A 13755-nucleotide genomic window follows, 5' to 3' on the forward strand; every position below is an offset into this window, starting at 1 on the left:
GCTGGAGGAGCGCAGTGAAAATCGAACGCTTGCAGACCATCGTCACGTGTCCGGGCCGGAACTTCGTGACGGTGAAGATCGTGACCGACGAAGGCATCTACGGCCTCGGCGACGCGACGCTCAACGGGCGCGAGCTTGCCGTGCGCGCGTATCTGGAAGATCACGTGTTTCCGTGCCTGGTCGGCCGCGACCCGCGCAACATCGAGGACATCTGGCAATACCTGTATCGCGGCGCGTACTGGCGGCGCGGGCCCGTGACGATGACGGCGATCGCCGCGATCGACATGGCGCTGTGGGACATCAAGGGCAAGCTCGCCGGCATGCCTGTCTACCAGCTGCTCGGCGGCAAGAGCCGCGACGGGCTGATGGTGTACGGCCACGCGAACGGGCGCGATCATGAGGAAGCGGTCGACGCGGTGCGCGCGCATATCGAGGAAGGCTTTCGCGCGATACGCGTGCAGTCGGGCGTGCCGGGGCTCGACAAGGTGTACGGCGTCGGCAAGACGGCCGGCGCGTACGAGCCGGCCGAGAAGGGGCTGCCGCCCGAGGAGCCGTGGGACACCGCGCTCTACCTGCGCCACACGCCGGAACTGTTCCGCAAGGTGCGCGAAGCGGTCGGCGACGCGCCGCACCTGCTGCACGACGCGCATCACCGTCTCACGCCGATCGAGGCCGCGCGGCTCGGCCGCGATCTCGAGCCGCATCGGCTGTTCTGGCTCGAGGACGCGACGCCCGCGGAGAACCAGGACGCGTTCCGCCTGATCCGCCAGCACACGACGACGCCGCTCGCGGTCGGCGAGGTATTCAACTCGATCTGGGACTGCAAGGATTTGATCCGCGATCAGTTGATCGACTACATCCGCGCGACGATCGTGCATGCGGGCGGGATCACGCACGTGCGGCGCATTGCCGACTACGCGGCGATGTACCAGGTGCGCACGGGCTTTCACGGCGCGACCGACCTGTCGCCCGTCTGCATGGCGGCGGCGGTGAACTTCGGACTGTGGGCGCCGAACTTCGGCATCCAGGAACTGATGCCGCACAGCCCGCTGACCGATGAAGTGTTTCCGCACAGCTACCGCTTCGACGACGGCTATCTCGTGATGGACGACGTGCCGGGCCTCGGCGTCGACATCGACGAGACGCTGGCCGCGAAATACCCGTACGAGCGCGCGTACCTGCCGGTCGCCCGGCTGCGCGACGGCTCGATGTGGAACTGGTAAGCCGGAAGATCCGAAGGAGAAAACCGAAATGTTGAGCGTCGTTGTCGATCGTCCGAACAGCATGAGCGTGCGCGAGGTGCCGCTGCCTGTGCCCGCCACCGGCGAAGTGCGCGTGAAGGTCCGCTATGCGGGCATCTGCGGGTCGGACCTGCATATCTTTCACGGCAAGAACCCGTTCGTGTCGTACCCGCGCATCATCGGCCACGAATTCGTCGGGACGATCGAGTCGCTCGGCGCGGGCGTCGATGCCGCACGGCTCGGCGAGACCGTCGCGGTCGATCCGGTGATCAGTTGCGGGCATTGTCATGCGTGCACGATCGGCCGGCGCAACGTGTGCCGGCACCTGACCGTGCTCGGCGTGCATCGTGACGGCGGCTTCAGCCAGTACACGTGCGTGCCGGCCGGCAATGCGTACCGGATCCCGGACGAGATCGCCGATACGTGTGCGGCGATCGTCGAGCCGTTCGCGGTGGCCGCGAACGCGACGTCGCGCACCGGCGTGCTGCCGGGCGATGTCGCGCTGATCTATGGCGCCGGCACCGTCGGGCTGACGATCCTGCAGGTGCTCAAGCGCGTGTACGGCATTCGCGCATTCATCACCGATCGGCTCGACGCGCGGCTGCAGCTCGCGCGCAAGTGCGGCGCGGCGAAGGACGAGATCATCAACACGAGCGTCGAGTCGCTGCCCGATGCGCTCGAGCAGCGGGGCGTCGACGGCGGCCCGACGCTGATCTTCGATGCGGTCTGCCACCCGTCGATTCTCGAGGAGGCCGTGAAGATCGCCGCGCCGGCGGGCCGGATCGGCGTGCTCGGCTTCTCGTCGGAACCGTCCGCGATCGTGCAGGCGGAGCTGACGAAGAAGGAGCTGACGCTGGCCGCGTCGCGGCTCAATTGCGCGATGTTCCCGCAGGTGATCGACTGGATCGGCCAGGGGCTGATCCAGCCCGAGCACATCGTCACGCACAAGGTGAGCTTTCGCGACGTCGCGCAGGCGTTCGAGATGGCCGAGCGCAATCCCGCGGAGAGTTGCAAGATCCTGCTCGATTTCGCGGGCGGTTGATGCCGGCTGCCGGCTACCGGCCAGCCCGTCGGTAGACGGAATCAATAAAACATCAGGAGACAGACACCATGGCCCGGGTTTCGTTTGATGAAATGCAGGGTGCCATTCATTTGGCACTCTTGAATGCCGGCATGAACGAACGCGACGCCGGAATCTGTGCTCGGGTTCACGCCGAATCGACTTGCGACGGCGTCAATTCCCACGGCATCAATCGTGTCGCGCGCTTCGTCGACTACGTCAGGAAGGGCTGGGTGAACCTGGCGGGGGCACCGGCGCCGGTCAAGCAGTTCGGCGCCATCGAGATTCTCGACGGCAATCGCGGCCCGGGCATTCTCAACGCGCTGTCCGCGACGGAGCGGGCGATGGAGATTGCCGACGCGCAAGGCGTCGGCATCGTCGCGCTGCGCAACACGACGCACTGGATGCGCGGCGGAACCTATGGCTGGCATGCGGCGGATCGCGGCTACATCGCGATCTGCTGGACGAACACCGAATCGTGCATGCCGGGTTGGGGCGGCAGGAATCCGCGCGTCGGCAACAACCCGTTCGTGATGGCCGTGCCGCGCGAGAAAGGCCATATCGTGCTCGACATGGCGATGTCGCAGTATTCGTACGGAAAACTGCAGGCAACCCGGCTCAAGGGCAAGAACATGCCGTTCCCCGCCGGCTTCGACAGCGAGGGGAAGCTGACCGTCGAGCCAGGTCCGATCGAAGCGTCGATGCGGATTCTGCCGATGGGCTATTGGAAGGGATCGGGATTCGCGATCATGCTCGACGTGCTGGCGGCCGTGTTGTCGGAAGGGATCGCGACGAACGGGATCGACGCCGTGCGACAGGGAAGCTGTACGGGCTGCTCGCAGATCTTCATCCTGATCGATCCGCGCAAGCTCGGCGGCGAAGCGTTCACGAACACGGTGGCCGACAGCGTGGCCGACTACGTGAATGGATCGGAGCACGCGGAAGACAGCGGCGAGGTGCTCTACCCGGGGCAGAGCGCGCTCAGGACCCGCATCGAGCAGAAACAGCATGGCATTGCCGTCGATGACGGCATCTGGGCCGAGGTGTGCTCGCTCGCACAGGCAGGCGCGCTGTCCGCTTCCTGACGCGGTGCCGGCAGGCGCCCCTCACCGGCGCGCGCAACATGCGGAAGGCATGGGCGCGAAGGTCGGTCCGATCGCAGGATAGATCGTGTTTTCATCGGGAGAACTGATCATGAAGGCGGATGTCGCGCTTGCGCTGGACGCAGGCATCGAGATGGAGCAGGAAGACGCGTTGTACCGGAAGGTGATACACAGGATCGTCCCGCTGTTCTTCATCGGGTTCATCATGTCCTATCTCGACCGGGTCAATATCGGCTTTGCGAAATTGCAGATGACGGCCGATTTCGGCCTGACGAACACGTCGTTCGCGCTCGGCGCCAGCGTGTTCTTCTGGGGCTACATGCTGTTCGAGATTCCGAGCAACCTGGTCCTCCGGCGGGTCGGCGCACGGGCGTGGATCGCGCGGATCATGATCACGTGGGGGATCGTGTCGATCCTGATGGTGTTCTCGAAGAACCCGACCGCGTTCTATTCGCTGCGCTTCCTGCTGGGTGTCTGCGAGGCCGGCTTCGTGCCGGGCGTGATGTACTACACCAATACGTGGCTGCCGGCGCGGCGCCAGAGCGGGATGTATTCGTTGTTCCTGATGGCGCTGCCGATCGCGGTGATGTTCGGCGCGCCGCTGTCGGGCGCGATCATGGACACGCTGGGCGGCGTGGCTGGCATCAAAGGATGGCAGTGGTTGTTCCTGATCGAAGGCCTGCCGTCCGTGGCGCTGGGCATCGTCATCCTGATACTGCTGCGAAACAAGCCGGCCGACGTCGACTGGCTGACGCCGAGCGAGAAGCGGATCATCGAGTCGAACGTCGCGAAGGAGGCCGCGCTCAAGTCGCATCGCGTGGCCGACGCGTTCCGATCCCCGAAAATCTATGCGCTGATCGTGGTGATGATCCTGTTCAACACGGGATTCTATGGGCTGACGTTCTGGATGCCGACGCTCTTTCACGATGCCGGGATCGCGAACAGCTTCGGTGTCGGATTGTTGACGGCGATTCCGTTTGGTGTCGCGGCGATCTGCATGTACGTGAACGCCAAGCGTGCGGAGAAATCCGGCCGCTTGCGCCGGCATGGCGTGGTGCCCGTTCTGCTGGCCTCTATCGGCCTGTTTCTCGCGACCTATGCGCACGACAGCTTCTGGTTTTCATTGGTCATGCTGACGGTCGCGACCTCGGGCATCCTGTCGCTGATGCCGATCTACTGGACGCTGCCGGGGCGCGTGCTGTCGGGCGCGGCAGCGGCGGCCGGCCTGGCGCTGATCAATTCGTGCGGGAGCCTGTCGGGCGTACTCGGCTCGCTGATCATCGGCTATGCGGGCATCCGGACCGGCATGTACATCCTCGCCGGCTTCCTGTTGCTGTGCGCCGTCGTGTTCTACCGGGTCTGTCCGTCCAGGGTGGAGTGACGGGGCGGCAGGGCGCGCACGCCGGCCGCCACCGGCTCAGAACGAAACGGTCGTCGTCAGCGTGACGAGCCGCGGCTCGCCGACCGCGACGATCAGGTTGTTGTTGCTCGACGGGTAGTAGGTCTTGTCGAGCAGGTTCTTCACGTTGAGCTGGACGCGAGTCGGGAACTTGCCGATCGTCGTTTCGTAGGCCGCGAACGCGTCGACGGTCACGTAGCCGGGCAGCGTGAAGCTGTTCGCGGTGTCGCCGGCGCGTGCGCCGACCAGGCGTGCGCCGCCGCCGAAGCGCCAGCGGCCAGGCAGGTTCGCGATGGCCGTGTCAACCACCGCGAACAGGCTGCCCGTGTGGCGCGCGACGTTGACGAGCGGCGTGTTGCTGTCGCGATCGGTCGCGTTCGTATACGCGTAGCTGCCGATTACGCTCAGGTGACGCGTGATCTGCCCGGCGACGTCGAGTTCGATCCCGCGCGAGCGCGCGGTGCCGATCGTCGACGTGAGGTCACCCACCGTGACCGCGACGTTGCGCTTGTCGATCTGGTAGACCGCGAGCGTGCCCGTGATCGCGGGCTTCGGGCTGAACTTCAGCCCGGCCTCGAGCACGCGGCCGTATTCCGGCGCGAGCGGCGCGGCGACGTTCGATGCGACGTTCGGCTTGAACGAGCGGCTCGCGTTCGCATACGCGGTCAACGCCGGCGTGAGCGCATACGCGAGCCCGAACTGCGGCAGCCAGACGTTGCCGCGCGAGCGGTCGGCGAACGCAAACGGCCGCCCCATCCCCGATTCCTGCTGCCAGGTTTCCCGGCGCAGGCCGCCCACGGCGGTCAGACGGTCGGTGAGCTTCACAGAGTCCTGCACGATCATCGAATACGCATGCACCACCGACCGCGAATCGCTTTGCTTCGCGTTTGGCGTGCCGCCCGGTGCGAGCAGGCCGTACACGGGATCATAGAGATTGAAGCCTTGCGTCGCCTTGCCGCGGATCGTATCGCCACGGAAGCTGCGCTGCCGCTCGTATTCACCGCCGACGTAGATCGCGTGGTTCATGCCGGCGAGCGTCACGTTGCCGAGCAGGCCGAGCGTGGCGATCTGGTCGGAGTCGTTGCGCCCGAGGTTCGCATCGGACGTGCGCGCCAGCGCGCCGGTCGTGCTGTTGAACGCGGTGGCGCGCGTGATGAACTGGTCGTAGCGGTCGCGGCCCCAGCCGTAGGTCGCGCGCACGCGCCATGCGTCGGAGAAGCGATGCTCGATCCGCGCACGCAGCGTTTCCTGGATGCCGCTGCTCTGCGACCACGCTTCCTCGTAGCGGCGATAGCGCAGCGCATCGTCGGGGCGGCCGTTCACGAGCACGGTGCCGCGATCGAACGGCATCGTGTAGTCGACGTACTGGTAGCTGACGTCGATCGACGTGTTCGCGTCATGCCACGAGAGCGCGGGCGCGATCAGCGCGTTGCGTTCGCGGCCGAAGCTGCGCCAGTAGCGGCTCGTGTCGTATTCGCCGGTCAACCGGAACGCGAGCGTCCCGCCCGCGACCTGGCCCGGCTTGCCGAGCGGGCCCGTGAGATCGAACAGCGCGCTGCTGCCGCCGTGGCTCGTGCGCGACGCGGAGATCGAGCCGCCGAACGTATCTTCCGGCTTGCGCGTGACGAGGTTGATCACGCCGCCCGGATCCTGCATCCCGTAGAGCAGCGAAGCGGGGCCCTTCAGCACTTCGACACGGTCGATCGTCGCGAGATAGCTGTGCAGCACCGGCGTGCGCACGCCGTCGACGAGCACGGAGCCGTCGTTGTTCGACCCGAAGCCGCGCTTGATGAACGCGTCGCGCGTGCCGCCGAGCGTGTTCGTCTGCGTGACGCCGCTGATGTTGCCGAGCACGTCGTCGAGCGAGTGGGCCTGCTGGTCCTGCATCACGGTGCTGCTGACCACCGCGACCGATTGCGGAATCTCCTTGAGCGGACGGTCGTCGCCGCCCGCGATGCTGGTGGTGCGCGGCTGATAGCCGATGGTCGGATCGGCGGCCGCCGATGCGTTGACGCTGATGGCCGGGAGTTCGTGTTCGGCCGGCGTCGCGGGCGCGGGCGCGGATGCGGAAGCGGCGGGCTCGGCGTTGGCGTGTTCAGCGGCGGATGCATGCGAGCCGCTTGCGACGCAAAGGGTGATCAGGGTAGGCAGGCTCGTGCGCCATGGACGAAGGGTCCGGGCGCGGCGGGGCGTTCGACGGGATGGCATGAATCGATGCAGGACGGAGTGCTAAGGATCGTGTCGCGGGCCGCCGCGCTTCGCGGCAACAGGGATGTGCATGATATAGGTAATGATAATCATTTGCAATTGTAATGAGGCGATCGACACCATGCGGGCCTTGGTTGCCGGGCCGTCGGCCGTCTGCTACCGTAGCGGCCAAAATCAGATGCAGTGAAATTCAATGAGAGCCGGGGGCCGCACCATGTCATCTTCCTGTCACGTCGCGTTCAGCGCGACGCTACGCACCGCGCACGACCATGCGGCTGGTGAAGTGATCGCAGCCGTGTTCCGCCATTCGAACGATTAAAGCAACGGAAGCGAATGAGCCGGCGAAGCGCCGCCTTCAATCACTTCAACCACCAGCCTGACGGGAGACCACCCAATGAAAAAGATTTCCGCGCCGTTCGCGGCGGCCGCGCTTGCGGCGTGCGCGATGCTGGCGGGCGTTCATCAGAATGCCTGCGCCGAGCCCGCGATCGACGCGCATTACGGCGTCGTGATCGAGGCCTATACGCAGGACATGGCCACCGCGAAGACGAAATACGACGGCAAGCGCCTCGCGTTCGTTGGCGCGGTGATCCGGATGGGCAGCGATCCGGGCGGCACGTACTTCGGCGCGCTGACGACCGACGGCGGGCAATTCGACACGCATTTCGACGTGGCCGATCAGGCCGCGTTGAAGCCGAAATTCCCCGGCGGCGAGATCAAGCCGTTCACGGCGTCCGCGAATTTCCGGTTCAGTTGCGTGAACGAAGGTTATATCGACGCGCCGGTGCTGCCGGGGTTGAAACTCTCGCATTGCCGGCTCGTCGATTGATCGAGGTGCGGTGACCGGCGTTCAGAATTTCTGCTGGATGCCGGCCATCACGCCGAGCTGATTCATCCCGGTGCCGACCGTCCCGCCGGCGGCGACCGCGTTCGCGGCCAGCACGCTGTTGAACATGTAGCCCACCGACGTATAGACGGTCGTCCGCTTCGACAGGAAATAGTTCGCGCGACCGACGAGCAGCGTGGCGTTCGTGCCGCCTTCAGCGCTTTCGCGTCGTTGCAGGTAACGCACGCCCTGGACGTCGAGCGCGAGGTAGGGCGTCGCGTAGTACGTGCCGCCGGCAAACACGATGTCGGCTTGCAGGTGTCCGGCCGCCGCGAGGTTGCGGCGGATCCACCCGGCGCCCAGTTTCGCGGGGCCGATCTTGACGTAGCCGGCGACGATGTCGCGCGTGTCGGTGTACGCCGGATTGTTCAGCGGCGCGAGCGCACCGCCGCCGCCGCGCATCACGTCGTGCGATGCGGCCAGCCCGAAATTACTGGCGTCGTAGGCGATCATCGCCGTGTATTGGCGGCAGGCGACGATATCGCCGGGCACCTGTCCGGCGCAGCCCGTCGCCGACGGTCCTGCCGGCCCGGCCGCGTCGCGGCCGAAACTGTAGGTGGCGCCGAGCGTCACGCCGTGGAACGTGCCCTTGTAGCCGATCGCATTGTCGCTGCGCGCGTTCGGCAGATAGGAGTCGAAATCCGCCATCGAATGAATCGACGGACCGATCACGTCGGCATTGGTCAGCACGATCATCGACATGTTCATCTGGCGGCCGAGGGTCAGCGCGCCGAAGGGGCTGTTCACGCCCACGTTCGCCTGCCGCCCGAACAGGCGCCCGCCGTAGTTCAGCGCGCCGGTGCCGGGCTGGAAGCCGTTTTCGAGTACGAAGAAGGCCTGGTAGCCGCCGCCGAGATCCTCCGTGCCTCTCAGGCCCCAGCGTGACGGCACCTCGCCGGTCAGCGTCGGCATCCCGGTGAACGACCCGCCGTGCGCGGCGTTGTTGTAGTAGGACACGCCGGTATCGATGATCCCGTACAGCGTGACGCTGCTTTGCGCGCAGGCCGGTCCGGCCAGTGCCATCGCCGTCGCGAGTGCGGCGCCCAGTTTCGTTTTCATGGCTGTCTCCAAACAGTATGTAGATATACTTATCGTTTTTTTAGTGCCCCGGACATGTCCGGGATACCGACGGGGATCGGCAGGACTGCGGGCGTCGCGCGTTACGACATCGCCGGATCGCGTTGCCGGTGCGGTGCCGCGGCACGCGTGCCCGCCACGGCGACGGCGATCGCCGCGCCGACCATCGGCACGAGGAACGCGAGATAGAGATGAGGCACGGACCAGCCGTCGTCCAGCAGCGCGCCGACCGTCATCGGCGACAGGATCGCACCGAGGCGGCCGATGCCGACCGCGAGGCCGATGCCGGTCGTGCGGATTTCGGCGGGATAGGGGGTGGGCGACAGTGCATACATGCCGGCCACGCACGCATTGATGACGGCGCCGAGGAACACCGCGACCGTCATCCCGACGCCGAGCGCGCCCGTGTTCGCGCCGAAGACGACCATCAGTGCGCCGCCCAGCAGCAGGGTGGCGCCCAGCAGGTTGCGCAGGCCGAACCGGGTCGACAACAGGCTGAAAAGCGATGCGCCCGCGATGCCGCCGAGATTGAGCAGCACGCCGCCGGTCACGCCCTGCGACGCCGACAGTCCGGCCTGGACCAGCAGCTTCGGGGTCCAGCTCACGACGAAATAAAAACTGCCCATGACGAGAAAGAACGCGATCCACAGCGCGATCGTGCGGCGCCCGAGCGGCGCTCGCAGCACGGCCGTCCAGCGCGAGGCGGGGCCCGCCGCGTCTACGGAGGCGCGCGCGGCCGGCAGCCTGTCGATGGGCGAGCGCTTCATTCTCGCGAGGATGCGGTTGATTTTCCGAAGGGCGTTCTCGGGACGCCTCGCCAGCAGGAAGTCGAGCGACTCCGGCAGCAACGCGAGCACCATCGGGATGGACATCAAGGTCACGACGCCGCCGAACGCGAATACGCTGCGCCATCCCCATGTCGACAGCAGGTACCCGGCAACGACGCCGCCGGCGGTGGCCCCGATCGCGTAGCCCGTCGACTGCATGCCGATCGCCGCGCTTCGCCATTTGTTCGATGCGTACTCGCCGCTGATGACGGTCAGGCTGGCCAGCATGCCGCCGATGCCGAGCCCCGTATAGGCACGCGCGACCGCGAGTTGCAGTGTGCTGTGCGTAGCGGCGCAGGCCAGCATCCCCGTCGAGATGACGACGAGGCAGAGCAGGATGATCCGGCGACGACCGACCCGGTCGGCCAGCGGTGCGATCAGCACCGAACCGATACCCATGCCGGCCAGGCCGGCACTCAACAGCATGCCGATTTCCTTGCCGCTTAGTTTCCACTCGGCCGCGAGATGCGGCGCGGCAAATGCGATGGCCAGCACGTCGAACCCGTCGAGCATGTTCAGCACGACGCAGGCCGTGACCGCCATCGTCTGGAACGCGCTCATCGGGGATTCGTCGATCGTATTGCGGATATTTGCGCTCACGTCAAAGACCCTTCATTAAAATAGTATGACTAATTGAATTGAATGCGATCGAGGCCGGCTGCAGCGACCGGCCGAGCGCGATTGCGTGTGTCGACGAGCCCCCCGGAGGAGGTGCCAACGGCTGCCGGCAACCGTTTTCCGGTCGTTCGCGCTCCGGCGCGGCGCTTACGCGGGTTCGGGTTGCAGCAGAAGGCGCTCGATCACGCGCCGCGCGCGATTGGGGCCCGCGTCGACATGAATGTCGATCTGGCGGCTATCCGGAAACCGCAGCTGATTCCGGTATTGCGCTTCGATCACGCTCTTGTCCTCGTCGAACGTCGCCGCGGATTGCTCGATGACCGTTCGCGCGACGCGTTCGATGTCGTGTTTCGGATTGGTCGCCACGGTCCAGAAGTAATGCGTCGTGGTTTCCGTCTCGGGCGTGATGCCGTGGAAGCCGCGCATATGGAAGCCGCCGCGGGAAGGGTCGTGCAGGTCGCCGGTGCCGGCCTCCATCGCGCCGGTCCAGATCCGGATATGCGAGACATGGAATTCGATTTCCTGCCATCGATCGACCTTGCCCGGGAATGGCCACGCGGCCGTGTAGGTCGGCGGCGGATCCGAATCGGGCATCCGGCGGACCAGCGTCACCGTGTCGCCGTCGCTGCTGACGCGGGTTTCCGCACCCATGTGCAGCGGCGCGTTGCCGCCGATCGTTTTCAGATGGACATAGCCGAGATGGCTCAGGTCCATCAGGTTGTCGTGAATCAGCTGGTACGGCGCATCGTAGTGATAGTTGCCGCCGCCGAACCGGTATTGCGGATCCGCATGGAACGCATAGCGCGGCGGCGCGCACGTCGGTTGGGCGCGCGCGTCGTCGCCGATCCAGATCCACACGATGTCGTCCTGCTCCTGCACCGGATACGACGATACGCACGCCTTGGCCGGAATCCGGTCCTGGCCGGGAATCTCCACGCAGGCGCCGCCGCGGTCGAACAGCAAGCCGTGATAGCCGCAGCGCAGGCCGCGCGGTTCGAGCGAACCGCACGACAGCGGCAGCGACTTGTGGCAACACCGATCTTCCAGCGCGCCGACGTCCCCCGACGGCAACCGGAACAGGACGACCGGGTGGCCGAGCAGGGTTCGGGCGACGGGTTGGTCCGTCAATTCGGATGAAAGGGCGGCGACCCACCATCGGTCGATCGGGAATTGAGTTGTACTGATTGGTGATCGGGCGTGATGCTCCATTGATCGTCTCCAATAGGGTCTTGCCGCCGCGCGTCGCGCGGTCCGTCTACAGATCGAGTACCAGGACGTCGGTTCTGGATCGCGAGCAGCAGGGCATGAACTGGTCGCCGGCCGATTTTTCCTCTTCCGTCAGATACGAATCGCGATGATCGGGCTCGCCTTGCAACACACGCGTCAGGCACGTGCCGCATACGCCTTGCTCGCACGAAGTCAGCACGTCGACGCCGTCCGCCGCCAGCGCCGCGACGACGGTGCATTCGGGCGGAACGTCGATCACCTTGCCGCTGCTCGCGATCCGAACCTGAAACGCGCGATCGGCCGCCGCCGATTCGACTGCGCCGCCGAAGAACTCGTAGTGCAGCCGCTCGTCGGCCCAATGGCGGGCGCGTGCTTCGCTCAGCACCGCATCCATGAAGCCGCGCGGGCCGCATACGTACAGATGCGTGCCGGCAGGGGCTGAGGCGAGCACCGACGCGAGATCGAATCGTTGTGCCGGGTCTCCGTCGTCGACATGGAAACGGGCCCGGTCATGGAACCCGGCTGCGTTGATCCGCTCGACGAAAGCCATGCGGTCCGTTGAACGCGCGCAGTAATGCATGTCGAACGCTGCGCCGGACGAGAACAGCCGTTCCGCCATGCAGAGAATCGGCGTGACGCCGATTCCGCCCGCGAGCAACAGGTGGTGCGCCGCGTCGTGCGCGAGCGGGAAATGGTTGCGCGGCATGCCGATCCGCACGGTATCGCCTTGCCGTAATTCGTCGTGAATGGTTCGGGACCCGCCTCGGCCATCGGCATCCCTGAGCACGGCGATCTGATAGCGATCGTCCTGCTCGGGGTGGTTGCAGAGCGAGTACTGGCGCACGAGCCCGCCCGGCAAATGGACGTCGATATGGGCGCCCGCGTCGAAGCGCGGCAATGGCGAGCCGTCATCGTTGACGAATTCGAATCCGCAGATGTCGCGTGCTTCGTGCCACTTGCGGGCCACCCTGACCGTCAGCGTCGCGGCGCTCATGCCCCCTCCTTCATGTGCGCAACCGGAATCACGGGCCGCTGCGGGCTCGATGCACGTTCTTCGGCGAGCAGCCGGTCGATCACCTTGCGCGACAGCACGCCGCCGGCGTCGATGTTGAGCTTGAGCAGTTGGCGATCCGGCCACTTCTCGAGGTTGAGCTGCTGGCGCTCGAGCATCTCGAGATCCTCGGCGAAGATCCTGCCCTGGCCTTCCCTGATCTCCGCGGTCAGCGCGTGATCGTCGGGCCGGAAGTTGCGCGCCATCCCCCAGAAGTACCAGATCGAGGTCTCTGTCTCGGGCGTGATGAAGTCGACGACGATCGACGATGCCTTCACGTCGGCCGGTGCATCGTAGCCGCCGTGGCCTGCATGGGCGACGCCCACTTCGATCATCACGTGGCTCGGTGGCGTGAAGCGGCAGATTTGCCAGCGGTCGACCGGCACGTCGTCGGCGAGCCCGTTGCCGCGCAGCGCCATCTGCCAGAACGGCGGCGGGAGCACGTTCTCCATGAAGCGGCTCGTGACGACTTCGTCGCCGTTGCTGGTCGTCTTCGGCGGCGCTTCGTCGATTTCCTTCTGGCCGATGCTGGTGGCATGCACGTAAGTCTCGTGTGTCAGGTCCATCAGGTTGTCGATCATCAGCCGGTAGTCGCAGCGGATGTGATACAGGCCGCCGCCGTGCGCCCATGCCGGATCTTCCGCCCAGGACAGCAGCGGCAGCTTGCCGGGATCGGCTTCGGACGCATCGCCCGGCCACACCCAGACGAACCCGTATCGCTCGATCACGGGAAAGCTGCGAATCGGCGGGAATCCACCGACGCGCTGGCCCGGCATGCCGGCCGTCTTGCCGCTGCATCCCATCTCCAGCCCGTGATAGCCGCACACGAGCACGCCGTCGCGCACGAAGCCCAGCGACAGCGGGGCGCCGCGGTGCGGGCAGAAATCCTCGAGGGCGGCGACCTTGCCGTCCGCCGCGCGGTAGAACACCATCGATTCGCTGCAAATCCTGCGGCCCAGCGGCTTGCCGTCGATTTCATCGGGCGTGCAGGCTACGTACCAAGCATTCTTGAGAAACACGTTCGTCGTCTCCTTCAGGTCGGTGCCGCCAGTGCGCGG

11 protein-coding genes are annotated in these 13755 nt (G+C 66.0%); 5 read left to right on the forward strand and 6 right to left on the reverse strand.

The window, feature by feature from the left end; genetic code table 11:
* The first annotated feature begins 14 nt into the window (after positions 1-14).
* The 4 genes from manD to CUJ89_RS18785 all read left to right on the forward strand — a co-directional run bounded on the left by manD (position 15) and on the right by CUJ89_RS18785 (position 4785).
* Positions 15-1223, forward strand: a complete 1209-nt coding sequence (gene manD, locus CUJ89_RS18770; protein WP_114178995.1) for a D-mannonate dehydratase ManD — start codon at positions 15-17, stop codon at positions 1221-1223.
* A gap of 28 nt (positions 1224-1251) precedes the next feature.
* On the forward strand, positions 1252-2283 hold the full coding sequence (locus CUJ89_RS18775) for a Zn-dependent oxidoreductase (protein WP_114178997.1): 1032 nt from the start codon (positions 1252-1254) through the stop codon (positions 2281-2283).
* Positions 2284-2414: 131 nt separating this feature from the next.
* A complete protein-coding gene (gene yiaK, locus CUJ89_RS18780) occupies positions 2415-3386 on the forward strand; it encodes a 3-dehydro-L-gulonate 2-dehydrogenase (RefSeq protein ID WP_236655029.1) in 972 nt (323 codons plus the stop codon).
* 85 nt (positions 3387-3471) lie between these two features.
* Complete coding sequence (locus CUJ89_RS18785; RefSeq protein ID WP_236655030.1) at positions 3472-4785, forward strand: MFS transporter; 1314 nt, start codon at positions 3472-3474, stop codon at positions 4783-4785.
* Positions 4786-4821: 36 nt separating this feature from the next.
* Here the strand turns inward: CUJ89_RS18785 and CUJ89_RS18790 are convergent, their stop codons facing one another.
* Positions 4822-7011 carry a TonB-dependent siderophore receptor gene (locus CUJ89_RS18790; protein ID WP_114179002.1) on the reverse strand — a complete coding sequence of 730 codons (2190 nt, stop codon included), beginning with the start codon at positions 7009-7011 and terminating at the stop codon, positions 4822-4824.
* Positions 7012-7405: 394 nt separating this feature from the next.
* On the opposite strand from CUJ89_RS18790, the gene CUJ89_RS18795 reads away from it, so the two are divergent.
* Positions 7406-7840, forward strand: a complete 435-nt coding sequence (locus tag CUJ89_RS18795) for a hypothetical protein (protein WP_114179004.1) — start codon at positions 7406-7408, stop codon at positions 7838-7840.
* 21 nt (positions 7841-7861) lie between these two features.
* Here the strand turns inward: CUJ89_RS18795 and CUJ89_RS18800 are convergent, their stop codons facing one another.
* From CUJ89_RS18800 to CUJ89_RS18820, 5 genes are all read right to left on the reverse strand, one after another.
* Positions 7862-8956 carry a porin gene (locus CUJ89_RS18800; protein WP_114179006.1) on the reverse strand — a complete coding sequence of 365 codons (1095 nt, stop codon included), beginning with the start codon at positions 8954-8956 and terminating at the stop codon, positions 7862-7864.
* 101 nt (positions 8957-9057) lie between these two features.
* Positions 9058-10401 carry an MFS transporter gene (locus CUJ89_RS18805; protein WP_114179008.1) on the reverse strand — a complete coding sequence of 448 codons (1344 nt, stop codon included), beginning with the start codon at positions 10399-10401 and terminating at the stop codon, positions 9058-9060.
* Positions 10402-10566: 165 nt separating this feature from the next.
* Complete coding sequence (locus CUJ89_RS18810) at positions 10567-11628, reverse strand: aromatic ring-hydroxylating dioxygenase subunit alpha (RefSeq protein WP_114179010.1); 1062 nt, start codon at positions 11626-11628, stop codon at positions 10567-10569.
* A gap of 46 nt (positions 11629-11674) precedes the next feature.
* Positions 11675-12640, reverse strand: coding sequence for a PDR/VanB family oxidoreductase (locus CUJ89_RS18815; RefSeq protein ID WP_114179012.1), 966 nt, complete (start codon positions 12638-12640; stop codon positions 11675-11677).
* Entirely contained in the window at positions 12637-13716 is a 1080-nt protein-coding gene (locus CUJ89_RS18820) for an aromatic ring-hydroxylating oxygenase subunit alpha (RefSeq protein ID WP_114181444.1), read from the reverse strand. The genes CUJ89_RS18815 and CUJ89_RS18820 overlap by 4 nt, the downstream gene beginning before the upstream one ends.
* Positions 13717-13755 lie beyond the last annotated feature (39 nt).

The sequence above is a fragment of the Burkholderia pyrrocinia genome, assembly GCF_003330765.1.
GTDB lineage: Bacteria > Pseudomonadota > Gammaproteobacteria > Burkholderiales > Burkholderiaceae > Burkholderia > Burkholderia pyrrocinia_B.

Excerpts from the sequence above, each read along its gene's own strand:
- CUJ89_RS18775 (WP_114178997.1), top strand. The coding sequence starts at position 1,252 with ATGTTGAGCGTCGTTGTCGATCGTCCGAACAGCATGAGCGTGCGCGAG.
- yiaK (WP_236655029.1), top strand. The coding sequence starts at position 2,415 with ATGAACGAACGCGACGCCGGAATCTGTGCTCGGGTTCACGCCGAATCG.
- CUJ89_RS18790 (WP_114179002.1), bottom strand. The coding sequence starts at position 7,011 with ATGCCATCCCGTCGAACGCCCCGCCGCGCCCGGACCCTTCGTCCATGG.
- CUJ89_RS18795 (WP_114179004.1), top strand. The coding sequence starts at position 7,406 with ATGAAAAAGATTTCCGCGCCGTTCGCGGCGGCCGCGCTTGCGGCGTGC.
- CUJ89_RS18800 (WP_114179006.1), bottom strand. The coding sequence starts at position 8,956 with ATGAAAACGAAACTGGGCGCCGCACTCGCGACGGCGATGGCACTGGCC.
- CUJ89_RS18810 (WP_114179010.1), bottom strand. The coding sequence starts at position 11,628 with ATGGAGCATCACGCCCGATCACCAATCAGTACAACTCAATTCCCGATC.
- CUJ89_RS18815 (WP_114179012.1), bottom strand. The coding sequence starts at position 12,640 with ATGAGCGCCGCGACGCTGACGGTCAGGGTGGCCCGCAAGTGGCACGAA.